Annotated in this window: 14 protein-coding genes and 3 rRNA genes; 9 read left to right on the top strand and 8 right to left on the bottom strand. The window is 65.1% G+C overall.

The window, feature by feature from the left end; all coding sequences use genetic code 11:
• Positions 1-18 precede the first annotated feature (18 nt).
• From AC1MFL_RS10385 to galT, 5 genes are all read left to right on the top strand, one after another.
• Positions 19-972, top strand: coding sequence for a carbohydrate ABC transporter permease (locus AC1MFL_RS10385; RefSeq protein ID WP_479809505.1), 954 nt, complete (start codon positions 19-21; stop codon positions 970-972).
• Positions 969-1,910 carry a carbohydrate ABC transporter permease gene (locus AC1MFL_RS10380; RefSeq protein WP_479809503.1) on the top strand — a complete coding sequence of 314 codons (942 nt, stop codon included), beginning with the start codon at positions 969-971 and terminating at the stop codon, positions 1,908-1,910. The genes AC1MFL_RS10385 and AC1MFL_RS10380 overlap by 4 nt, the downstream gene beginning before the upstream one ends.
• Positions 1,911-1,912: 2 nt before the next feature.
• The gene (locus tag AC1MFL_RS10375; protein ID WP_479809501.1) at positions 1,913-3,991 is read left to right on the top strand and encodes a beta-galactosidase; all 2,079 of its coding nucleotides are present in this window, start codon (positions 1,913-1,915) and stop codon (positions 3,989-3,991) included.
• A 61-nt stretch (positions 3,992-4,052) separates the two neighbouring features.
• On the top strand, positions 4,053-6,233 hold the full coding sequence (locus AC1MFL_RS10370) for an alpha-galactosidase (RefSeq protein WP_479815424.1): 2,181 nt from the start codon (positions 4,053-4,055) through the stop codon (positions 6,231-6,233).
• A gap of 1 nt (position 6,234) precedes the next feature.
• On the top strand, positions 6,235-7,335 hold the full coding sequence (galT, locus tag AC1MFL_RS10365; RefSeq protein ID WP_479809499.1) for a galactose-1-phosphate uridylyltransferase: 1,101 nt from the start codon (positions 6,235-6,237) through the stop codon (positions 7,333-7,335).
• A gap of 9 nt (positions 7,336-7,344) precedes the next feature.
• Here galT and AC1MFL_RS10360 read toward each other — a convergent pair whose 3' ends face one another.
• Positions 7,345-8,334 (bottom strand): LLM class flavin-dependent oxidoreductase, encoded by a 990-nt coding sequence (locus AC1MFL_RS10360; protein ID WP_479809497.1) that lies wholly within the window; start codon positions 8,332-8,334, stop codon positions 7,345-7,347.
• A gap of 140 nt (positions 8,335-8,474) precedes the next feature.
• A complete protein-coding gene (locus AC1MFL_RS10355; protein WP_479809495.1) occupies positions 8,475-9,284 on the bottom strand; it encodes a glycoside hydrolase family 25 domain-containing protein in 810 nt (269 codons plus the stop codon).
• Positions 9,285-9,391: 107 nt separating this feature from the next.
• On the opposite strand from AC1MFL_RS10355, the gene AC1MFL_RS10350 reads away from it, so the two are divergent.
• The 4 genes from AC1MFL_RS10350 to AC1MFL_RS10335 all read left to right on the top strand — a co-directional run bounded on the left by AC1MFL_RS10350 (position 9,392) and on the right by AC1MFL_RS10335 (position 13,898).
• Complete coding sequence (locus tag AC1MFL_RS10350) at positions 9,392-10,261, top strand: aldo/keto reductase (RefSeq protein ID WP_479809493.1); 870 nt, start codon at positions 9,392-9,394, stop codon at positions 10,259-10,261.
• A 52-nt stretch (positions 10,262-10,313) separates the two neighbouring features.
• Complete coding sequence (locus tag AC1MFL_RS10345; RefSeq protein WP_479809492.1) at positions 10,314-11,015, top strand: type 1 glutamine amidotransferase domain-containing protein; 702 nt, start codon at positions 10,314-10,316, stop codon at positions 11,013-11,015.
• Between the two features lie 62 nt (positions 11,016-11,077).
• Positions 11,078-12,757 (top strand): helicase HerA-like domain-containing protein, encoded by a 1,680-nt coding sequence (locus AC1MFL_RS10340; RefSeq protein WP_479809491.1) that lies wholly within the window; start codon positions 11,078-11,080, stop codon positions 12,755-12,757.
• A gap of 148 nt (positions 12,758-12,905) precedes the next feature.
• Positions 12,906-13,898, top strand: coding sequence for a hypothetical protein (locus tag AC1MFL_RS10335; RefSeq protein WP_479815422.1), 993 nt, complete (start codon positions 12,906-12,908; stop codon positions 13,896-13,898).
• A 202-nt stretch (positions 13,899-14,100) separates the two neighbouring features.
• On the opposite strand, the gene AC1MFL_RS10330 is transcribed toward AC1MFL_RS10335, so the two are convergent.
• From AC1MFL_RS10330 to AC1MFL_RS10305, 6 genes are all read right to left on the bottom strand, one after another.
• The gene (locus tag AC1MFL_RS10330) at positions 14,101-16,062 is read right to left on the bottom strand and encodes an NHL domain-containing thioredoxin family protein (protein WP_479809490.1); all 1,962 of its coding nucleotides are present in this window, start codon (positions 16,060-16,062) and stop codon (positions 14,101-14,103) included.
• Positions 16,059-18,221, bottom strand: a complete 2,163-nt coding sequence (locus AC1MFL_RS10325; RefSeq protein ID WP_479809488.1) for a bifunctional copper resistance protein CopD/cytochrome c oxidase assembly protein — start codon at positions 18,219-18,221, stop codon at positions 16,059-16,061. Before AC1MFL_RS10325 ends, AC1MFL_RS10330 begins: the two co-directional genes overlap by 4 nt.
• Before the next feature lie 141 nt (positions 18,222-18,362).
• Entirely contained in the window at positions 18,363-18,650 is a 288-nt protein-coding gene (locus AC1MFL_RS10320; protein WP_069949929.1) for an HU family DNA-binding protein, read from the bottom strand.
• A 501-nt stretch (positions 18,651-19,151) separates the two neighbouring features.
• A 5S ribosomal RNA gene (gene rrf, locus AC1MFL_RS10315) occupies positions 19,152-19,268 on the bottom strand.
• Positions 19,269-19,478: 210 nt separating this feature from the next.
• A 23S ribosomal RNA gene (locus AC1MFL_RS10310) occupies positions 19,479-22,613 on the bottom strand.
• Positions 22,614-23,113: 500 nt separating this feature from the next.
• Positions 23,114-24,637 (bottom strand): 16S ribosomal RNA (locus AC1MFL_RS10305).
• The 16S, 23S and 5S rRNA genes sit together here, the layout of an rRNA operon.
• Positions 24,638-24,694: the final 57 nt, after the last annotated feature.

The raw sequence follows: 24,694 nt of genomic DNA, 5'->3' as shown, positions 1-24,694 counted from the left end.
TCGAGCAAGGAATTCCTAGTGAGCACATCAAGCGACACAGCAACTGCCGGGGCCCGCGGCACCAAGCGGGCCCCGGCAGGGCGGGTCCGGCGTTTGTCCGGCCGGGACAAGTGGGTACTCGGCTTCATGGTGGGGGTCCCCACCCTCATCCAGCTCGTCCTGGTCTGGATCCCCACACTGCTCTCCGCGGCCCTGTCCTTCACCCGGTGGAACGGGCTGAGCCTGACGGACATCAAGAGTGCAGGGGCGGCCAACTACCAGTTCATCGTCAACGACTACCCGCCGTTCTGGCCCGCGGTCCAGCACAATGTGCTGTGGCTGGTGTTCCTGGCCCTCATCGCCACCCCGCTGGGCCTGCTGCTCGCCATCCTTCTCGACCAGAATATCCGCGGCACCAAGATCTACCAGAGCATCTTCTTCACTCCCGTGATGCTGTCGCTGGCCCTGATCGGCGTCATCTGGCAGCTGTTCTACAACCGGGACAGCGGGCTGCTGAACTTCCTGCTGGGGACCGCAGGCACCCCGCAGGCGGTTGACTGGTTCGGCGACTCCAGCGTCAACATCTGGGCGGCCCTCGTGGCGGCCACGTGGCGCCACGCCGGCTACGTCATGATCCTCTACCTGGCCGGGCTCAAGGGTGTTGACCCCACCCTGCGGGAAGCAGCCCAGATCGACGGCGCCAACGCTGTCCAGACCTTCTTTCGGGTCATCTTCCCGGCCATGCGGCCGGTCAACGTGATCATCATCGTCATCACGGTGATCGAATCGCTGCGCGCCTTTGACATCGTCTACGTCATCAACCGCGGCACGAACGGCCTCGAACTCATCAGCGCCCTCGTCATCCAGAACCTGGTGGGCGAGGGACAGGTGATCGGCGTCGGCTCCGCCCTCGCAGTCATCCTCCTGGTCATCTCGCTGGTTCCCATCACGTTCTACCTGTCCCGCGCCTTTGGAAAGGACAAAGAGGCATGAGCATCATCAAGCCGGCCCCGGCCGCGGCGAGAGGCAACGACGTCGCCGCAGCGCCGCGCACAGGCAGCGGCGGCAAAAGCCGGGGGCCAGCCAAGAACCACCTCGGCATCCACATCTTCCTGATCGTGATGGCAGCCATCTGGCTGGTGCCGCTGGGCTGGACCGTCTTCACGTCGCTGCGGCCCAAGGCCGACACCGACAAATACGGCTACTTCAGCCTCGGCGGGTCCTTCAACTTCGACAATTTCGTCGAGGCCTGGACCCGAGGCGGGTTTGCGCAGTACGCCTGGAACTCAGTGCTGATCACCGTCCCCTCCGTCATCCTGATTCTGTTCTTCGCCTCCATGATGGCCTTCGCCGTCAGCAGGGTGTCCTGGAAATTCAACGTCACCCTGCTGATCATGTTCACGGCCGGCAACCTCCTGCCGCCCCAGGTCCTCGCGGCCCCCCTGTTCCAGATGTTCAAGCAGCTCGAGCTCCCGTACAGCATCAGCGACTCCGGAAACCTCCTCAACACCTACATCAGCGTCATCGCCGTCGACACGGCCTTCCAGATCGGCTTCGTCACGTTCGTCCTCTCCAATTACATGAAGGCGCTGTCCCCCGAGTTGACGGAGGCTGCCCTGGTGGACGGCGCCGGCATCTGGCGGCAGTACTGGGAGATCATCCTCCCCCTCTGCCGGCCGGCACTGGCGGCGATGGGCACGCTCGAGGTCATCTTCATCTACAACGACTTCTTCTGGCCGCTGCTCTTTATTCAAAGCGGTGACCGGCTCCCGCTCACCACCGCCGTGAACAACCTCCAGGGCCAGTTCCTCTCCGACTACAACCTGATCGCAGCGGGCGCCATGATCACGGCCATTCCGGCCCTCATCATCTACCTGCTCCTGCAGCGGCACTTCGTGGCCGGCCTGACGCTCGGCTCCAGCAAAGGATAAACGTGGACTACAACAACAACGCCGCCATGGACTACATCACCGCCCGCCTGGGCTCCGAAGGGTCCCCGATGCTGGCGTTCGGCGGGGACTACAACCCGGAACAGTGGCCGGAAGAAACCTGGGACGAGGACGTCCGGCTCATGCGCGAGGCCGGCGTCAACCTGGTCAGCGTCGGCATCTTCAGCTGGTCATTGCTGGAACCGTCCGAGGGCGTCTACGAATTCGGCTGGCTGGACCGGGTGCTGGACCTGCTGCACACCAACGGCATCCGGGTGGACCTGGCCAACGCCACTGCCTCGCCGCCGCCGTGGTTCAGCCACAAGTACCCCGAGTCCCTTCCGGTGACTGCCGACGGCGTGCGCCACAGCTATGGGTCCCGGCAGGCCTTCGCCGCCTCCAGCCCGGACTACCGCCGGGCTGCGGCCGGCCTGACTGAGCAGATTGCGGCGAGGTACAAGGACCACCCCGCGGTGGTCATGTGGCATGTGCACAACGAGTACGGCTGCCACAACCAGCCCGACTTTTCCGACGGCGCCGCCGCAGGCTTCCGGAGCTGGCTGGAGGCCCGCTACGGAACACTCGACGGCCTGAACGACGCCTGGGGCACCGCATTCTGGTCGCAGCGCTACTACGCCTGGGAAGAAATCCTGCCGCCGCGGACCTCCGGCACATGGGTAAATCCCACCCAGCAGCTGGACTTCGCCCGGTATTCCTCGGACGAACTCCTCGAGTGCTACAAGGCGGAGGCGGCGATCATCCGCGCGCATTCCCGGCATCCGGTGACCACAAACTTCATGGGCTTCAACATGGGGCTGCACCAGCCGGTGGACTACTGGCGCTGGGCCGGACAGATGGACGTGGTTTCCAACGACCACTACCTCATCGCCGAGGACCTGCGGAACTTCCAGGAGCTTGCCGAGACCGCCGACCTCACCCGCGGATGGGCGCAGGGCAGGCCATGGCTGCTGATGGAGCACTCCACGTCCGCGGTCAACTGGCAGCCCCGCAACATCGCCAAGGCACCCGGCGAAATGCTGCGCAACTCGATGCAGCACGTCGGCCGCGGCGCGGACGGCGCACTCTTCTTCCAGTGGCGGGCCTCCCGGGCCGGTGCGGAGAAGTTCCACTCCGGGATGCTGCCGCACGGGGGAACCGACACCAAGGTGTGGCGGGAGGTCGTCCAGCTGGGGCAGGCACTGCGCAGCATCGCCGAAGTCGCCGGCTCGGCGGTGACCGGCGCGTCCGGCAGCGTCGATGTCGCGATCATCCATGACACCGATGCCCGCTGGGCATCGGAACTCGATTCGCACCCGAGTGTGGATGCCTCCAACATCGCGGAGACGCGTCGCTGGCATGATGCCTTCTATCGGGCCGGGATCCCGACGGACTTCCGCCAAAGCACGGACGATCTCTCCGGCTACCGGCTCGTGGTGGCCCCGATGCAATACCTTGTGACGGATGCCGGCGTCGCCAACCTGGACGGCTATGTGAGGTCCGGCGGACACCTCGTCGTCACGTACTTCTCCGGCGTCGTCAACGAACATGACCACATCAGGCCCGGCAGCTACCCCGGCGCGTTCAGTGAGCTGCTGGGAGTGCGGATGGAGGAATTTTTCCCCCTGCGCGCCGGCGAATCGGTCCCGCTCAGCGCCTTCGGGGCGGGCGCGTGGTGGAGCGAACTGGGAACGGTGAGCACCGCCGAGGTGCTCGCTGCGGTGACGGAGGGGCCGGTGGCCGGTTCTCCGGCGGTGACCCGCAACCACGCGGGAACCGGCCGGGCCTACTACGTCGCCACCACGTTGTCCGCCGAAGGCTTCAGCGAACTGCTGCCCGTTATCTGCGCCGAGGCCTCGGTGGAGCCCCTCGTCCCGGACCTTCCGCCCAACGTCGAGGTCATCCGGCGCAGCAAGGACGGCACGGACTGGACGTTCTGCATCAACCACGGGGCCGACGCCGTCCGGCTGCCCCTTGCGGGAGTGGAACTCATCGCCGGCCGGGAGCTCGACGGCGGCCTGGGCCTGGACGCTGGCGGCGTGGCCGTCGTCCGTTCCCGCACCGCACCCGCCACCCAACGCCGATGACAAGCATGGAGCTGCCGTGAACCACCCGAACCCGACCACCGTCCCCGGGCGGACTCCGGTCCTGGAACCGCTGCCGCGGCTGCTGTATTTGCGGCATTCCGGCACGGCACTGCTCATCGACTGCAGCACCGGCGAGCCCGCGGTGCTGCATTTCGGAGCGGACCTGGGCCCTGATCTTCCGGACTTGTCCCTGCTGGGCGACCCCGTGCCGCCCTCGTCCCTGGACATTCCCGTGACGCAGGGCCTGATCCCGCAGGCGTCCTCCGGCTGGCGTGGACGCCCCGGACTCCGCGGCCACCGGAACGGCCGGTCGTTCTCCGCCCGGCTCCGCCTTGTCTCCGTAACTCAGGGTGAGGGCTGCTCCGCCGTCATCACCCAGTCAGACCCCGACGCCGGCCTGACCCTCAGCACCGAAATCAAAATCAACGACGGCGGCCTGCTGCAGCTCCGGCACCGCCTCCAGAATGACGGCCCGGACGGTTATGCGCTGGAGGAACTGGCCGCGGTGCTGCCGGTGGGGCGTGCCGCAGGCGAAATCCTGGACCTGACGGGACGCTGGTGCCGCGAGGCCCACCCCCAGCGGCTGCCGATGCGGCAGGGCACCTGGGTGCGCTCCGGCCGGCACGGACGCACGGGTCACGATTCCTCGCTGCTGCTGGCCGCGGGAACCCCGGGGTTCGGCAACCGGCACGGGCAGGTCTGGGCCGTCCATCTGGGCTGGAGCGGCAACCACGAGAGCTTCGTGGAGACGGTCGGCGACGGACGCTCGGTCATCGGCGCCTCGGAGCTGCTGGGCTCCGGCGAGGTCACCCTGGCTGCAGGAACCGGCCACCAGACGCCCTGGCTCTTTGCCGCCTACTCGGACGCCGGGCTGGACGGCATCAGCGACTCGTTCTACGCCTGGTTCCGGGCGCGGGCGCACCATCCCGGCACACGGTCAGGGAAGCCGCGCCCCGTGGTGTTGAACGTGTGGGAGGCGGTGTACTTTGACCACCGGCTCACCACCCTCCTGGAGCTGGCAGATTCCGCCGCCACGCTCGGCGTCGAGCGCTATGTCCTCGACGACGGCTGGTTCCGCGGCCGCCGCGACGACCGCACCGGCCTGGGCGACTGGTACGTGGACGAACAGCTCTGGCCGGACGGGCTGCACCCCCTGATCGACGCCGTCACCGCCCACGGCATGGAATTCGGCCTGTGGGTCGAGCCGGAGATGGTCAATGAGGATTCGGACCTTGCCCGCGCGCACCCGGACTGGATCTCCGGCCCGGGCCCGCTCCGCCAGGGGCCGGGCGCACCGGGCCGGCTGCCGGAGCAATGGCGGCACCAGCAGGTGCTCGACCTGGTCAACCCGGAGGCGTGGCAATACATCTTTGACCGGCTGGACTCGCTCCTGAGCGAGCACCGCATCAGCTATCTCAAATGGGACCAGAACAGGGATCTCACGGAAATGGGGCACGAGGGCAGCCCTTCCGTCCACGCCCAGACGCTGGCCGTGTACCGGCTGCTGGACGAACTGCGGAAGGCCCATCCCGGCGTCGAAATTGAGAGCTGCTCCTCCGGCGGGGCGCGCGTGGATCTGGGCATTCTGGAACGCACCGACAGGGTCTGGGCCTCCGACTGCAACGACGCCCTGGAACGCCAGACCATTCAACGGTGGACCGGGGTGGTGGTGCCGCCGGAGCTGGTCGGAGCGCACATCGGGCCGGGGACCTCGCACACCACGGCCCGCACCCACGAACTGTCCTTCCGCGCCATTACGGCCATGTTCGGCCACTTCGGCCTGGAATGGGACGTCCGCCAGCTCCATGGTGCGGAACGGGACGAGCTTGCAGCCGTCATCGCGCTTTACAAGGAGCACCGTTCGTTGCTGCACAGCGGGCGCATGGTGCGGGCCGACGAACAGGACCCCTCGCTGATGCTGCACGGCGTCGTCTCGCACGACGGCTCCGAAGCGCTGTTCGCGCTGGTGTCGGTGGCGACGTCCTTCTCCGAGGCTCCCGGACACGTGCCCCTGCCCGGGCTGCTGCCCGACCAGAACTACCGGGTGGAGCTGGCCTATCCGGCCCCGGACAGCGGGCACGCTTTCATCCAGGCGCGCCCGCCTGCCTGGCTGGCAGCCGGGATTGAGGCGAGCGGCCGTTTCCTCGCCGGGTCCGGCCTGCCGATGCCCGTCCTCAATCCGGAACACGGCCTGCTCCTGAGTGTGCGGGCCGTCCCCGGACCCGCGGGGAAGCGCATCTAGCATGGCCGGGATTGTGAAGCGCGCCTTTCAGCTCGCGGACGGGCGCGACATCATCTACTTCGACGACGCCGATACCGCGCTCCCAGCGGAACGCGCGCCGGATCTGCGTGCACCGGCGCCGCGGCCGCCAACGGCCCTCATGCGGCAGGATGTGTTGACCGGCGAATGGATTTCGGTGGCTTCGGCCCGCCAGAACCGGGTCGTGCTCCCGCCCTCGCACCTGGATCCGCTGGCGCCGGCCTCGGCAGAGAACCCGTCGGAGATTCCCAGCCCCTACGATGTGGCTGTCTTTGAAAACAAGTCGCCGTCCTTCGGACCGGAGCTGACCGGCCCGCTGGCGCCGGACGGGCTTGAGGATCTTTCGCGTATTGGCCTGGGGCGCAGCCGTCAGTCCGTGGGCCGCTGCGAGGTCGTGTGTTTCTCCCCGGAACACACCGGAACGCTCGCCCGGTTACCGCTGTCCCGGATGCGGACCGTGATGGAAGCCTGGGCGGACCGGACAGCGGCCCTGTCCGCAATGCCCGGCGTGCAGCAGGTTTTCCCTTTCGAGAACCGCGGCGAAGAGATCGGGGTGACGCTGCACCACCCGCATGGGCAGATCTACGCCTACCCGTTCATCACCCCGCGCACCCAGACACTCATCCGCTCGCTGGAGCGGTACGGCAGCTCGCTCTTCGAGGATGTCCTCACCTTCGAGCGGAACTCCGAGCGGGTGGTGCTCCGGGGCGAACGGTGGACGGCCTTCGTGCCTTTCGCGGCGCGCTGGCCCCTGGAAGTCCACATCCTGCCGCACCGCCAGATTCCCGACCTCGCGGCCACGAGCGCCGAGGAGCGCGACGAGTTTGCCCTGCTCTACGGCCGGCTGCTGCGCGGTGTGGATGCGCTGTATCCGACGCCGACCCCCTATATCTCCGCCTGGCATCAGGCGCCCGTCCGGGCCCACCGGGACGACATCCGGCTGATGCTCCAGCTGACCTCCCCCAGGCGCGAGGAAACAAAACTGAAGTACCTTGCCGGCTCGGAGGCGGCGATGGGAGCGTTCATCGCCGACATCGTCCCGGAAACCGCCGCTGCCAGGCTCCGGGACGTCATCGAGCCGTGACCGGGGTTGCTAGACCCGGACCAGTCCGGCGACGTCGGCCAGCAGCTGCACCGAACGCAGCCGGGCCTCGGTCCCGGTGCTCTGGTGCGCGACGATGAGCTCGTCCGCATCGGCGTGGGCGGTGAATTCGTCCAGGTATTCCAGCACGGCGTCCGGGGTTCCCACGGCGGAATATTTCATCATCTGGGCCACGTGCTGGCCCTGCGGCGAGTCCAGGACCATGTCCGCCTCGTCGTCGCTGAACTCGCGGCCGCCGCCGAAGAAGAGCGAGACGCGGGCACGCTTGGTGGCATGGAACATCTGCTGCGCCTCGGCCGCGGAATCCGCCGCGATCACGTTGACGCCGGCGATCACGTGCGGGGCGTCGAGCTGCGCGGAGGGCTGGAAGTCGCGGCGGTAGATGGCGACGGCGTCCTGGAGCGCGTTCGGCGCGAAGTGCGAGGCGAAGGCGTACGGCAGGCCCAGCTGCGCGGCGAGCTTGGCGCCGAACAGCGAGGATCCCAGGATGTACAGCGGCACGTTGGTGCCTTTGCCAGGGGTGGCTTCCACGCCCGGGATGCGGGTGGGACCGCTCAAGTAGCCCTGGAGTTCCAGCACGTCCTGCGGGAAGCTGTCCGCGGACATCGGGTCCCGGCGCAGGGCCCGCAGCGTGTTCTGGTCGCTGCCGGGCGCACGGCCCAGGCCCAGGTCAATCCGGCCCGGGTGCAGGGTCTCCAGGGTGCCGAACTGCTCGGCGATGGTCAGCGGCGAGTGGTTGGGCAGCATCACGCCGCCGGCGCCGAGCCGGATGCTCTCGGTCTGGGCGGCGATGTGGGCGATCAGCACGCTGGTGGCCGAGGAAGCGATGGCGGACATGTTGTGGTGTTCGGCGTACCAGACCCGGCGGTAGCCCAGCTTCTCGGCGAGCTGCGCCATGGCCACGCTCCCCGCGAAGCTCTCAGCCGCCGTCTGGCCCTTGCCGATGGTTGCCAGGTCAAGGATGGAAAGCGGAACAGTCACGGAAAAGCCGGCCTTTCGTAGCGGGGAAGTCTCACGCGCGGCACCGGGTCCCGGCACGCGCACACTGTGGACAACGACGCCGGGCTCCGGGTTATTTCAGCCTCAGTTGTGGCGCACCCCATGCCGTTTCCCGGTGCGGCTCACGGACATGGATAGTCGTAGTCCAGCCCGCCGGAGATGTACTGCGTCAACACGACGCGGCCGCCGGGGGTGAGCGCCGGCAGAGAGCAGTTGGACTTGGCCCCCGTCAGGGACCGCGAACCCGCGAGCCAGCTCGGCAGACCCGCAAGCGGACTGCTCGACGGGACGGTGCCGGCGACCTGTCCCCACTGGCTGCCGGTGGAATAGAGGCCCACTTTCGCGTTGATGCTCGTGAAATAGGCGGCCATCCCTTCCAGGTCGGCGACGTTGGCGGTCTTGTCGGCCTGCCAGCTGTTTCCGGTCTCGACGTCGAGCCACCACAAGTAGTTCTGCGGGTTGTCGACCCCGCGGATCGTGGCATCGTCGTAGGCCTTCGCGTAGCCGTACATGTAGGAGCAGGCGCTGAAATTCTCCGGGACGCTGCCGCAGACACCGTACGGGTTGGCGACGTCAGTGCCGCCATAGTGGTTTGAGGTGGGCCACCAGGAACCCTGCAGGCCGGGGTTGGCCGTGTTGACGTAGAGCGCCACCCGCGGCTGGGCAGTGAGCGCCGGGTCGGAGGCGGTGCTTGCCCAGGCAAGTTCGGTTGCCAGGCACGGATTGGTGGTGTTGGCGAGGCCGTTGTTCACTCCGACGATGGCAAACGCGGGCTGTTTGGGGAGGGTCTTTCCGCACTGGGGCCAGGAAACGTCGATGCCGACCGGCTGGGATGTCCGGGGCGGGGCGGCGGCCGCCGGCCCCCCGCCCAGCAGGACAAGGCCAAACGTGATGGCGGCGGAAGCAAGCTTCGTCAGTACCCGGGTAGCCATGCCCCAGCTTACTTCCACGGGCGGCCGGGGCCGGGAAACCCGCCGGGAATCCCGGCGGGCGAGCCGGCGGGCGGAATACTCAGCTGGCTTAGCGAGTTGTCGCCCCTATGAGCCATGACAACTCACAGCATCCGGAAATATCCGCCACGGTCGATCTCAAGGACGTGGGAACTGTCCACCGTCTGGGGTTCGGCGCCATGCGCATTGTCGGGGACGGCGTCTGGGGCGAGCCGGCGGACCGCAAGGCCGCCATCGCCGTCGTCCGCCGTGCCGTCGAACTCGGCGTTGACTTCATTGACACCGCCGATTCCTACGGGCCGAACATCAGCGAGGAGATCCTGGCCGAAGCCCTGCACCCCTACAAAGAGGGGCTGCGGATCGCCACCAAGGTCGGCTTCACCCGCACCGGCCCGCACCAGTGGGTCCCGCTGGGCCGCGCGGAGTACCTCCGCCAGCAGACCGAGCTGAGCCTGCGCAAGCTCAAGGTCGACGCGCTCGATCTGCTGCAGCTGCACCGGATCGACCCCAAGGTGGATCCGGAGGAGCAGTTCACTGTGCTCCGCGACCTGCAGAAGGAGGGCAAGGTGAAGGCGCTGGGCCTCTCCCAGGTCAGCGTCGCCGAACTTGAGGAAGCCGGGAAGTACTTCACCGTCTCCACCGTGCAGAACCGCTACAACCTGACCGACCGCAGCTCCGAAGACGTCCTCAACTACGCCGAGGCCAACGGCATCGGGTTCATCCCCTGGGCCCCGATCTCCGCCGGCGAACTGGCCCAGCCCGGCGGCCCGCTGGACGAGGCCGCCAAACGGCTCGGCGCCACCACCTCGCAAGTGGCCCTCGCCTGGCTGCTGCGCCGCTCCCCCGTCATGATGCCGATCCCCGGCACCGGTTCGGTCAACCATCTCGAAGAGAACCTGGCCGCTGCCGGCGTCGTCCTGGACGACGCCACGTACGCCGAACTCGAATCCGCACACTGATCCCTTTTTACTTTCAGCGCCGGCCGTGTGGCCGGCAGAACAGGAGCCTGACATGGCTAACATCCTGATGGTCGTATCCGCCGCCGATTCCCTCACCATGCGCGACGGCAGCGAACACCCCACCGGCTACTGGGCGGAGGAACTGGTGGTCTCCCACCAGACCTTCCTCAACGCCGGGCACACCGTCCACATCGCCACTCCCGGCAGCGCAAAGCCCACGGTCGACGAGGTCAGCCTCGCCGCCGACTCCGCCGGCGGCCAGGACCGCGCCGACAGCTTCCGGAAGTACCTGTCCGGCCTCGATGCCGAGCTGTCCGCGCCGCTGGCACTGGCCGACGTGGAGCTCTCCGGTTATGACGCCATCGTGCTGCCCGGCGGCCACGGGCCCATGACCGACCTCTACCGGGACGCCGACCTCGGCAAGCTCCTCGTTGCGGCGAACACGGCGGGTAAGGTCATCGCCCCGTTCTGCCACGGCCCGGCCGGCCTGCTGAGCGCCACCGACGACGCCGGGACGTTCGCCTTCGCGGGACGCCGCCTCACCGTTTTCACCAACGAGGAGGAACTGGGCGGCGGCACCGGCGCCAATACGCCGTGGTTCGTGGAGGACGCGCTGAAGGACAAGGGCGCAATCATCGAGAACGCCGCCGCCTGGACGTCGCATGTGGTGCGCGACGGCAATCTGATAAGCGGCCAGAACCCCCAGTCCAGCGAGGACGTGGCGAAGGAAGTCCTGAAGGCCCTCTCCGAATAGCAACGCAGGCGTAGCTGGCATTAGCCGGGTCCGGGGCCCCCGGACCCGGCTATGCTGTCGGCATGGCCATCAAATCCACCGCAGACAAAATCGCCACCATCCAGAAGGGGTACACCCTCGAGGGCCCCACGATCGAACTGGGCGCTGCGATCATCGACGGTGAAGTCCACAAGGAGGCGCCCGTCCGGCTCCCGCTCTCCATGATGAACCGTCACGGCCTGGTGGCCGGCGCTACCGGCACGGGCAAGACCGTCACCCTGCACATGATGGCCGAGCAGCTCTCCACCGCGGGGGTCCCGGTCTTCCTGGCGGATATCAAGGGCGACCTCTCCGGGCTGGCCACTGCAGCCACCGGCAGCGAAAAACTGATCGCCCGCACGGACGGGATCGGCCAGTCCTGGTCCGGCAAGACGTTCCCAGTGGAATTCCTGGCCCTGGGCGGCGACGGCCACGGAATCCCGGTCCGCGCCACCATCACGTCCTTCGGGCCCATCCTGCTCTCCCGCATCATGGAACTCAACGACACGCAGGAATCGAGCCTGCAGCTGGTCTTCCATTTCGCGGACAAGAACGGTCTCGAGCTGATCGATTTGAAGGACCTGCGCGCGGTCATCCAGTTCCTCACCTCCAAGGACGGCAAGGACGAACTCGAGGAACTCGGCGGGCTGTCCAAGGCGACCGCCGGCGTCATCCTCCGTGAACTGATCACCCTCGAGGCGCAGGGCATGGAAAAGTTCTTCGGCGAGCCCGAGTTCGACACCGCCGAACTGCTGCGCACGGCCCCGGACGGGCGCGGCGTCATCACCTGCCTCGAGCTGCCAACCCTGCAAACCAAGCCGATGCTGTTCTCCACTTTCCTGATGTGGCTGCTGGCCGACTTGTTCGAGGACCTGCCCGAGGCCGGTGACCTGGACAAGCCAAAACTGGTGTTCTTCCTCGACGAGGCCCACCTGCTGTTTAATGGCGCCTCAAAGGCTTTCCTGGACGCCATCACCACCACCGTGCGGCTGATCCGGTCCAAGGGCGTCGGCATCTTCTTCGTCACCCAGACCCCCAAGGATGTCCCGGCCGAGGTGCTGGGGCAGCTCGCCAACCGGGTCCAGCATGCCCTCCGGGCCTACACGCCGGAGGACGCCAAGGCGCTCAAAGCAACCGTCTCCACCTTCCCGATGAGCGACTACGACCTTGAGGAAACTCTTACCTCCGCGGGGATCGGCGAAGCTGTCATCACCGTGATGAATGAGAAGGGCGCCCCGACGCCGGTGGCGCTCACCCGGCTCCGCGCCCCGGAATCCGTCATGGGCCCCAGCGCCGACGCGCTCATCGCCAGCACCGTGGCCGGCTCGGCCCTGCTGCCCAAGTACGGCACCGCCGTCGACGACATCTCTGCCTTCGAGAAGATTGCCGGGAAGGCCTCGGCGGAGACCGGTGCGGCAGCCCCGGCGTCGCCGGCCCCAGGCGGCGGCACCACGGACGTCGACGCCGAGGCACGGCGGATCGAGGAGGAAATCCTGGGCCGCCCCAGCAGCCGGCCCGCTCCGGTGCCCGAGTGGCAGGAACCTGCGCGGCAGTCCCCACGGCAGTCCCCACGGCCGCCGTCGGACGACGGCGGACTCGCCGGAGCCCTGGGTGACGCCCTCGGCGGGGGACTCAAGAGCATGGCCCGGTCGCTGGGTACCCAGCTCGGGCGCGAACTGCTGCGCGGGGTCTTCGGCACGGCACCCAAGCGCCGCCGCCGCTAGGAGCCCCGCGGAACGTATCCCCCGCTGGCGGCGGCGATCCGGGCGCCCCTGGCCTCCGGAGCGGGCCGCCCTGGTTGGAGGCTTGCCTCGTGCGGCCGCTGTGACAAGAGGATTCCGCTGGGGTGCAGGTAACGTAAGGTACGTGCAAATCAGTCAGGCGTTGGTCAGGATCGCAGCCGTGTGGCTGCTGGGCCTGATGCTCGCCGTGGCCGGGGGCATCGTTGCGATCAATATCGTGAACAACACCATCGCGAGCCCGCAGCAGCCTGTCCGCGAGTACCTCGACGCTTTGCAGAAGGGCGAAGGCGAGAAGGCCCTCGGCCTGTTGCGCGCCTCGGTGCCCCAGGGAAACGCTGCCATGCTGGACGGCACGGCGCTGCAGACTGCGTCCGCGCGGATCAGCGGTGTGAAGTACGGCGAGGCCGAGGACCGCGGCGGCAACCGGGTCATGGTGCCGATTGACTACACGATTGACGGCAGCCAGCTGCGGACCGAGTTCCTGCTGGAAAAGTCCGGCGTGGAATGGCTGTTCTTCCATAAGTGGGCCTTCGTCCCGGCCGCTCTTCCGGTCCTGGATGTCACGGTGGTCAACTCCAGCGAGGCCACCCTGAACGGGGTTCCGGTGAACATGCCCAACGGCCGCAACTCCTTCGCCGTCTTCTACCCGGGCGAGTACGAGGCTTCACTGGCCGGTGCGTACTTCACCGCCCCGCCCGCCAAGGCCACGGTGTCCGGCCGGGACGTCCCCGTCGCTCCGCTGAACCTCATGACCGAAGCCACCGACGGGCTGAAGGACGCGGTGGGCGGCAAGGTCAGGGAGTTCCTGGACACCTGCGCGGACACCGCCGACAAGGAGCAGAAGCTCCAGCCGGACTGCCCGTTCTACCACACCACCAACAACCGCGTCGTCGACGGCACCATCGACTGGAGCATCACCGAGTACCCCACCGTCAGCATTGAGCCCTTCGGCGGACGCTGGGTGGTGGCCCCCCTGAACGGCAAAGCCCGGATCAAGGCCCAGCAGGTGGACCTGTTCACCGGGGCCGTGACGGAACTCAACGCAGTCCACGATTTCAGCTTCACCACCCGCCTGGACGTCAACGACGACACCGTCAAGGTCACCCCGCTCCTGAGCTACTAGCACCGCGGGAGCAGTGGCGGCACCGTCGCGCCAACGCCGGCGTCACGGCGGACAGCGTTTTGCGGCCGCCAACACCAGGGAACTCCCGGGATTCCGCGGATCCGGGGCCCGGTAAAAGGGAAGGCCCGGTAAAAGCCAAAAGGCTGCTGTCCGTGACGCGGCGGTCACGAACAGCAGCCACTGTGGGCCGCCCCTGCGGAGGTCAGTCCATGCCGCGCAGGTCCAGCACCAGTTCGGTGTCACCGTCGGCCTGCAGCAGGACCGGGATGCCCCAGTCCTGCTGGTACAGGTGGCAGGCTGCGTGGTCCGGGATCTCGCCGTCTGCGTCCTCCGGGCCGTCGCAGGCAGCGGCGCGGGCGGTAATGTGCAGCACGCCCTCGGGCACGTCGGAAGCGAGTTCCAGGGTGCGGAGCAGGCCCACTGAGGTCCCGCCGCCGGCCAGCAGCAGTTCCGGCGGCGTCGAGGAGATCTTCAGCTGGGTCGGGTCGCCCCAGCGGTCATCGAGTTTCTGGCCGGTCGGCGCGGTGAAGCGGACGGTCAGTTCCAGCAGCCCGGGGGCCACCGGACTCTTGGGCCGGTGGGTCTGGGCCGCACCCTCGTCGACCTGCTGTGCTTCCTTGGGGATGGGCACGTAAACCAGCTGGTGCTTGTTTGCCTCAACCACCACCAGGAACGGCTCGGCGCCGGCCACGTGGGTGTGGTCCACAATCACGTCGGAAGGCTCGGACAGCCCGCGCGCCAGGGTGGAGACCAGGCCCGAGGCGGGGTCATAGCGGCGGACGGCACCGTTGTAGGTATCGGCGATCGCCACCGAGCCGTCCGGCAGCACCGTGACGCCCAGCGGGTGCTGCAGCCGGGCGTCGGAGGCCTTTCCGTCGCGGAACCCAAAGTCGAACAGGCCCTTGCCGACGGCGGACTCAACGGTGACGGCGCCGCCGTCGCCGATTACGAGCTGGCGCAGGGCCGAGGTTTCGGAGTCCGCCACCCAGATGTTGCCGTCCGCGTCCTCGGCGAGACCGGAGGGCTGGGCGAACCAGGCCTCCTCCGCCAGTCCGTCGAGCAGGCCCTCGAGTCCGTTGCCGGCGATGATGGACACGGCGCCGGAGCGCGGGTCGAAGCTGAAGATCTGGTGCACGCCGGCCATCGCAACCACAACGGCGTCCAGTTTGGCGGACCAGACCACGTCCCAGGGCGAGCTGAGGGAAACCTGCAGCGGGTCCGCTTCCAGCCGGGCACCATAGGCGGCACCCTCCTCGTCGACCCGCGCCGGTCCCGTCTCCAGGAGCCGCTGCACGCCGTTGCCGGCCAGCGTGGTGACGTTCCCGTCCGCGAGGTTCAGCCCGCGCAGGCGGTGGTTCACGGAGTCGGCGATAACGACGTCGTAGCCTGCCTCGGCGGCGGCATCCTCCGGGAGCAGGACCAGGCCCTGGGGTTCATTGAACCGGGCCGTTGCGGCATTGCCGTCGGCGTGGCCCTTGTCGCCGGACCCGTAGGTGGCGAGAACTGTCTGGAAGTCGGTGGACAGCTCCACGAGGCGGTGGTGGCCGGTGTCGGTGACCAGCCAGGACCCCGCATCCGCAGCGCTTCCGACGCCCCGGCCGTCCGGGAGGAACAGTGCCTTGCCGGGGAACCGCAGCGTGCCCGACGTCGGCTCCGGCGCCACATAGGGCCCGTCGCCGCGGTGCAGGGTGCCTTTCGCCTCGTGCTCGGCAATCAGCTCGGGGATAAGCACCGCGAGGCCGTCGGCGTGGCCTTCGCCGGAGAGGTGGGCCACGATGTAACCCTCAGGATCGATGACCACCAGCGTGGGCCACGCGCGTGCCGTGTAGGCCTTCCAAGTGTCCAGCTCGGGGTCATCCAGGACCGGGTGGCGGATCTCGTAGCGCTCGACGGCGGCGGCGAGGGCCACCGGATCAGCCTCATGCTCGAACTTGGGAGAGTGCACACCGACCGTGACGAGGACGTCGGAGTACTGCTGCTCAAGCGGGCGGAGCTCGTCCAGCACGTGCAGGCAGTTGATGCAGCAGAAGGTCCAGAAGTCCAGCAGCACGATCTTGCCGCGCAGGGATTCCAGGTCCAGGGACTTGCCGCCGGTGTTGAGCCAGTTGCGGCCCACCAGCTCGGAGGCCCGGACCCGGAGGTGGGTGCGTACGGTTTCGGTCATGAGCGTCCTTCCAGCTTTGAGTTGCGTTCGGCCAGCCTGGCATCGCGCTCTGCCAATTTGGCAAACATATCGTTGTAAGCGGTGAGATCGGCGTCGTTATTCCTGTCCGCCGCCCGGTCGGTGCGCTTGGACTCGCGCTCATCGGAGCGGGACCACATGACGGCGACGCCGATGGCCACCAGCAACGTGGGCACTTCGCCGATGCCCCAGGCCACCGCGCCGCCCATCTGCTGGTCCAGCAGGGCTGGTGGGCCCCAGGGCCTGCCGAGGTTGCCGAAGTAGTCTGCGGCCAGCAGCCCGGTTCCGCCCATGATGGCGACGCCGAAGAACGCATGGAACCCCATCGTGGCCAGCAGGAGCAGCAGCCGCATGGGATAGGGCGCGCGCCGGGGCAACGGGTCGGTGCCGATCATGGTCAGCACGAAGATGTAGCCGGTGAGGGCGAAGTGCAGGTTCATCAGTTCGTGGCCCACGTGGTCACGCATGGCGTATCCGAACGCTTCCGAGTAATAGAACAGCACGATCGAGCCGGCAAAGTTGGCGGCGGCGAACAGCGGATGCGTCACGAGCTGGGCGAACTTGGAGTGGATAAAGATCAGCAGCCATTCCCGGGGGCCGCGCGAGCTGTCCCGCCGCGGCGTGAGGGCGCGCAGGGCCAGCGTCACCGGGGCGCCGAGGACCAGGAAAATGGGAGCCACCATGGTCAGGGCCATGTGGTCCACCATGTGGGCCGAGAAGAGGACGCGGCCGTACACCGACGGCGGACCGGAGGTCACATAGGTCAGGACCCCGAGGCCAATCAGCCAGTTGATGGCCCGGAACCAGGACCAGGAGTCGCCGCGGCGAAGCACCTTCCGCATGCCGAGGATGTAGGCCACGAGGCCAAAGACCGCAACGGAGACCCAGAGCCAGTCGGGGCGCCACTCGGTCAGCCAGCGATCCGGGGTCAGTTCCGGCGGCAGATCGTAGCCGGAGACAATAAAGGCCGGGGTGGCGTCCGGCGTGAGCGCCTCGCTCTGCGGCGGCGCGGAACGGCCCAGCGCGACGGCGATGCCCGACGTCACTCCCATGATCAGCAGCTCCGCAATGACGAGCTGCCAGAGCACGCGGCGGGCGGACAGTCCCCCACCCGCGCTGCCCAGCTGCGGGATGACCCAGCGGCGGTGCATCAGGCCGATGCCGCCGAGGACGAGGGTTGCTGCGGCTTTGGCCAGGATCAGCTGTCCGTAGGCCGAACCGAACAGGTCGTTCCAGGAGGTGAGGCGGATGCTGGAGTTGATCACCCCGGAGGCGAAGACGAGGGCGAACGCCAGCCCGGCCAGGGAGGAGAAGCGCCGCAGTGTCGGCTCGGTGATGTCCGGGCGGCTGCCCGACGTCGAGCCGGACGCCGCGCCTCCCAGTACGCCGGAGAGCAGGGCCAGCATGATGATGCCGCCGACCCAGGCCGATACCCCGACCAGGTGCAGGCCGAGCGAGTTGATGGCGCCTTCGTGGTCAGCCGAGCTGGCGGAGTGGCCGATCAGCGCTGATGGCACCAGTCCGAGGAGGGAGAGGATCAGGGTCGCCGCCAGGGCGCCCTGGGAGCGGACGCCAAAGAGTGCGGTGGTGACAACGGCGGCAATGATGACAACGGACAGCCAGGCGCGACCGGTCTCGATGTCGGTCATGAAGTAGACCAGGGACCGGGTGAACTCCGCGTCCCCGGAGACCCCCTGTCCGGCGATGTCCGCGTAGCTCAACACCAGGACGGCAATCGCTGAAAGCGTCCAGACGGCGCCGGCGGCCGCCGCGACAGCCAGGGCACGGGTGAAAGCCGGATGTTCCGGGAGGTCCCTTGCCTTGGAGCGAGAGCCAGCGAGTGAGCGGGGCAGGATTCCGACGGCGAAGAGCAGCCCGCCGATCACGGTGGCCAGCGAGGCGTTATGGATGGCCTTGCTGACGGGGAGGCCCCAGCGGACCAGGGCGCCCGGATCGGAGACCCCGCGGGCAGCTGCGGCGCCGGAAAACAGCAGGGCGGCCACCAGTCCCAGGAACAGCGCCGCCAGGCCCGCGAAAAGCCAGGGCCGGGAGATCCCGCCTGGACCCACAACAGGACCTCGCGCTCCCCCGGTCGGGGTGGGAGCTGCTGCTGTGGCACGGGGATTTGCTGCGGAAGGCACAGTTCCATTGTCCGCTACCCCCGCCTGCTCACCGAATCGAGCGTGGTCCGCAACGGTTCTGGTGCCCAGCCCTCTGCCGCCGTTAACGAAAAAGGAGCGGCGACCCCAGGGGTCGCCGCTCCTTTCAAACGTTCAAGAAGACTACTTCTTCTTGGAGACTGCAGCCTTCAGCTTGGAGCCTGCGGTCAGCTTGACGCTGTGGCCCGCGGCGATCTGAATGGTCTCGCCCGTCTGCGGGTTGCGGCCGGTGCGAGCTGCACGGTCGGTGCGCTCAACTGCAAGCCAGCCCGGGATGGTGATCTTTTCGCCCGAGGCGACAGAGGTCTCGAAGACCTCGAACAATGCATCCAGCACGGAGTTGACGGCTGCCTGGCTGGTGCCGGCCTTGCCTGCTACCTCTGCAACAAGTTCACTTCGGTTCTTAGCCATTTATGTCCTCCTGGACGGTCATGATTCCTGGAGCCTGCACACGGCGTGTGCACAAGCCACTGTTCGAAAACTTACCAGCTTGCCGCCGCCGAGGCGGCAAATTCCGCGTGTTTTCGGCGTTTTTCGGGGAAAAACCCGGGATTTGGCGCCTTTCTGGCCAATATTTCGCCATCAGCGGACGCTCCCTCAGTCCCGTCAAGGTCCGCCCTAAGCGTGCCCCGCAGCCCGAGTCTTCCGGGCCAGCGGGCGCCGGACCCCAGGGGGATCGACGGCGGCGCCCGCCACTTCGGCGCCACCTACGGGCCGGGCCTGGCGTGGACGGGAGCGGCCATACGCCGGCTGCGGGCCGGGCGTGTGCCAGTGAGCGTCTGAATTCTCGGCCGGGGCCTGGAAGCCCGTGGGGACGCCCCCTCCCATGCGACGGCCCTGCAGGGTTCGAAACAGGTGTTAAATGCGGGAGAGCCCCAACCTGTGGTTGGGGCTCTCGACCGTTTAATGATGTTCCGGCGGTGACCTACTCTCCCACACCCTCCCGGGTGCAGTACCATCGGCGCTGTGGGTCTTAGCTTCCGGGTTCGGAATGGGACCGGGCGTTTCCCCCACGCTATGACCGCCGTAACCCTTGCTCCGACACCCCCGCGGGGGGGGGTGTGGAAATCTGGTGTTACAACTGTGGTGTTGTTATGTTGTTGTGGTTTTGTTCCCTGGAACAAACACGCTGGTGGCGGGTTTGTTGTTTGGGAACCACATAGTGGACGCAAGCAGTCTTGTTTCTTTTTACCACCCCTTGGGTGCGAACCCCTTTTGAATGGGTTCGCGGGGTGGTGTGTGGTGTAAGTTATCGGCCTATTAGTACCGGTCAGCTTCACGAGTCGTTAGTCCTCGCTTCCACATCCGGCCTATCAACCCAGTGGTCTGGCTGGGGGCCTCTCACACACAAGGTGTATGGAAATCTCATCTCGAAGCGAGCTTCCCGCTTAGATGCTTTCAGCGGTTATCCCATCCGAACGTAGCTAATCAGCGGTGCACTTGGCAGTACAACTGACACACCAGAGGTTCGTCCGTCCCGGTCCTCTCGTACTAAGGACAGCCCTTCTCAAATTTCCTGCGCGCGCAGCGGATAGGGACCGAACTGTCTCACGACGTTCTAAACCCAGCTCGCGTACCGCTTTAATGGGCGAACAGCCCAACCCTTGGGACCTACTCCAGCCCCAGGATGCGACGAGCCGACATCGAGGTGCCAAACCATGCCGTCGATATGGACTCTTGGGCAAGATCAGCCTGTTATCCCCGAGGTACCTTTTATCCGTTGAGCGACGGCCATTCCACAATGTACCGCCGGATCACTAGTCCCGACTTTCGTCCCTGCTCGAGATGTCTCTCTCACAGTCAAGCTCCCTTGTGCACTTACACTCGACACCTGATTGCCAACCAGGCTGAGGGAACCTTTGGGCGCCTCCGTTACTTTTTAGGAGGCAACCGCCCCAGTTAAACTACCCATCAGGCACTGTCCCTGACCCGGATTACGGGCCGAAGTTAGATGTCCAAAGTGACCAGAGTGGTATTTCAACGATGACTCCACCCGAACTGGCGTCCGGGCTTCAACGTCTCCCACCTATCCTACACAAGCCACTCCGAACACCAATACCAAACTATAGTAAAGGTCTCGGGGTCTTTCCGTCCTGCTGCGCGTAACGAGCATCTTTACTCGTACTGCAATTTCGCCGAGTTTATGGTTGAGACAGCGGGGAAGTCGTTACTCCATTCGTGCAGGTCGGAACTTACCCGACAAGGAATTTCGCTACCTTAGGATGGTTATAGTTACCACCGCCGTTTACTGGGGCTTGAATTCTCAGCTTCGCCTTGCGGCTAACCGGTCCTCTTAACCTTCCAGCACCGGGCAGGAGTCAGTCCGTATACATCGTCTTGCGACTTCGCACGGACCTGTGTTTTTAGTAAACAGTCGCTTCCCCCTGGTCTCTGCGGCCCCTGCACGCTCCGGACAGCAAGTGTCCATCACGATGGGGGCCCCCCTTCTCCCGAAGTTACGGGGGCATTTTGCCGAGTTCCTTAACCATAATTCTCTCGATCGCCTTAGTATTCTCTACCTGATCACCTGTGTCGGTTTGGGGTACGGGCGGCTAAAACCTCGCGTCGATGCTTTTCTAGGCAGCATAGGATCACCGAATCCCCCCTTACGGGAGTCCCATCGGATCTCAGGCATCATGAACGGCGGATTTGCCTACCGTTCGCCCTACATCCTTAGACCGGGACAACCATCGCCCGGCTCGGCTACCTTCCTGCGTCACACCTGTTAATACGCTTGCCTCCCAGGATCAGGTCCCGCGCTCCACCAAAACCCTCACACCACAAGGGCGCTCAGGCAGGCTTCGGGCAGTTAGTATCCCCTGTTCAGCATGGACGGTTTTTCGCCGGTACGGGAATATCAACCCGTTGTCCATCGACTACGCCTGTCGGCCTCGCCTTAGGTCCCGACTTACCCAGGGCAGATTAGCTTGACCCTGGAACCCTTGATCATTCGGCGGACGGGTTTCTCACCCGTCTTTCGCTACTCATGCCTGCATTCTCACTCGTGTAGGCTCCACCGCTGGTTTACACCGCGACTTCACTGCCCACACGACGCTCCCCTACCACTCCAGACGCCTGAACCAACCCACAAGGGGCGGCTTAGCAAATATCTGAAATCCACAACTTCGGCGGTGTACTTGAGCCCCGCTACATTGTCGGCGCGGAATCACTTGACCAGTGAGCTATTACGCACTCTTTTAAGGATGGCTGCTTCTAAGCCAACCTCCTGGTTGTCTTCGCAACTCCACATCCTTTCCCACTTAGCACACGCTTAGGGGCCTTAGTTGGTGGTCTGGGCTGTTTCCCTCTCGACTATGAAGCTTATCCCCCACAGTCTCACTGCTGCGCTCTCACTTACCGGCATTCGGAGTTTGGCTGACGTCAGTAACCTTGTAGGGCCCATTAGCCATCCAGTAGCTCTACCTCCGGTAAGAAACACGCAACGCTGCACCTAAATGCATTTCGGGGAGAACCAGCTATCACGAAGTTTGATTGGCCTTTCACCCCTACCCACAGCTCATCCCCTCCATTTTCAACTGAAGTGGGTTCGGTCCTCCACGACGTCTTACCGTCGCTTCAACCTGGCCATGGGTAGATCACTTCGCTTCGGGTCTAGATCACGCCACTGCAACGCCCTATTCAGACTCGCTTTCGCTACGGCTTCCCCACACGGGTTAACCTCGCGACGTAACACTAACTCGCAGGCTCATTCTTCAAAAGGCACGCCGTCACCAGAATCAGACTGGCTCCGACGGATTGTAAGCACACGGTTTCAGGTACTGTTTCACTCCCCTCCCGGGGTACTTTTCACCTTTCCCTCACGGTACTGGTCCGCTATCGGTCATTAGGGAGTATTTAGGCTTATCAGGTGGTCCTGACAGATTCACACGGGATTTCTCGGGCCCCGTGCTACTTGGGATACTCCCCGGGCGGTACACAACATTTCGGTTACGGGGCTCACACCCTCTCTGGCCGGCCTTTCAAGACCGTTCACCTATGCCTGTACTACACACCCCACTGTCCCGGCAGAGACAGAATGGGAAGTCCCACAACCCCGACCATGCAACGCCCGCCGGCTATCACACATGGAACGGTTTAGCCTGATCCGCGTTCGCTCGCCACTACTGACGGAATCACTATTGTTTTCTCTTCCTGCGGGTACTGAGATGTTTCACTTCCCCGCGTTCCCTCCACGCACCCTATGTGTTCAGATGCGGGTCACCAGGCAACTCGCGCCCCTGGCGGGGTTTCCCCATTCGGACACCCTGGGATCACAGTCCGGTTATCGACTCCCCCAGGCTTATCGCAGATTCCTACGTCCTTCTTCGGCTCCTAATGCCAAGGCATCCACCGTGTGCTCTTAAAAACTTGACCACAAAAGATCAAAAACGCTAATTTTCGAGAGAACCACGGAAACCACCACCACCGCCCCGAAGGACAACAGCGACAGATCCAGGTTCATATTCTTGGAAATTGCTTCTTATAAAAGATGCTCGCGTCCACTATGTAGTTCTCAAACAACAACCCCAAACCACACACCCCACACACTCTTCGTGCGTGCTCGATGCAGCCAGGAAACCAGAAACAAACAAAACCCGGACCCCGCGGCCTACGCCGCGAACCCCGGCCCTGTTGCCTCAGGACCCAACAGTGTGCCAAACACTAAACCGCCCGTACCCTCCCCGCCACCGTTCCAGGACCACCCCCGAAAGGAGAGTCCGTACTGGGTGCCAGGGAAAAACCGGCGGCCGCTATTCGTTGATATTCCACCCGTGAGCACCCGCCGCAGAACTATCGTCTGCGCAACGGGCGTACTCCTGACAACCCCTCCACACCCGCATACACGGGGCAAGGTGACTGTAGGTGCTCCTTAGAAAGGAGGTGATCCAGCCGCACCTTCCGGTACGGCTACCTTGTTACGACTTAGTCCCAATCGCCAGTCCCACCTTCGACAGCTCCCTCCCACAAGGGGTTAGGCCACCGGCTTCGGGTGTTACCAACTTTCGTGACTTGACGGGCGGTGTGTACAAGGCCCGGGAACGTATTCACCGCAGCGTTGCTGATCTGCGATTACTAGCGACTCCGACTTCATGGGGTCGAGTTGCAGACCCCAATCCGAACTGAGACCGGCTTTTTGGGATTAGCTCCACCTCACAGTATCGCAACCCTTTGTACCGGCCATTGTAGCATGCGTGAAGCCCAAGACATAAGGGGCATGATGATTTGACGTCGTCCCCACCTTCCTCCGAGTTGACCCCGGCAGTCTCCTATGAGTCCCCGCCATAACGCGCTGGCAACATAGAACGAGGGTTGCGCTCGTTGCGGGACTTAACCCAACATCTCACGACACGAGCTGACGACAACCATGCACCACCTGTAAACCGACCGCAAGCGGGGCACCTGTTTCCAGGCGTTTCCGGTTCATGTCAAGCCTTGGTAAGGTTCTTCGCGTTGCATCGAATTAATCCGCATGCTCCGCCGCTTGTGCGGGCCCCCGTCAATTCCTTTGAGTTTTAGCCTTGCGGCCGTACTCCCCAGGCGGGGCACTTAATGCGTTAGCTACGGCGCGGAAAACGTGGAATGTCCCCCACACCTAGTGCCCAACGTTTACGGCATGGACTACCAGGGTATCTAATCCTGTTCGCTCCCCATGCTTTCGCTCCTCAGCGTCAGTTAATGCCCAGAGACCTGCCTTCGCCATCGGTGTTCCTCCTGATATCTGCGCATTTCACCGCTACACCAGGAATTCCAGTCTCCCCTACATCACTCTAGTCTGCCCGTACCCACCGCAGATCCGGAGTTGAGCCCCGGACTTTCACGGCAGACGCGACAAACCGCCTACGAGCTCTTTACGCCCAATAATTCCGGATAACGCTTGCGCCCTACGTATTACCGCGGCTGCTGGCACGTAGTTAGCCGGCGCTTCTTCTGCAGGTACCGTCACTTTCGCTTCTTCCCTACTGAAAGAGGTTTACAACCCGAAGGCCGTCATCCCTCACGCGGCGTCGCTGCATCAGGCTTTCGCCCATTGTGCAATATTCCCCACTGCTGCCTCCCGTAGGAGTCTGGGCCGTGTCTCAGTCCCAGTGTGGCCGGTCACCCTCTCAGGCCGGCTACCCGTCGTCGCCTTGGTGAGCCATTACCTCACCAACAAGCTGATAGGCCGCGAGTCCATCCAAAACCACAATAAAGCTTTCCACCCCCCACCATGCGATGAGGAGTCATATCCGGTATTAGACCCAGTTTCCCAGGCTTATCCCAGAGTTAAGGGCAGGTTACTCACGTGTTACTCACCCGTTCGCCACTAATCCACCAGCAAGCTGGCATCATCGTTCGACTTGCATGTGTTAAGCACGCCGCCAGCGTTCATCCTGAGCCAGGATCAAACTCTCCGTTGAAGTAAAACAGACACACCATGCGCCCCCGGGAAAACGGGATGCACACAATGCACAAAA

Source organism: Arthrobacter sp. BG3 (assembly GCF_056680185.1).
This window is presented reverse-complemented; position numbering and strand designations above follow the sequence as displayed.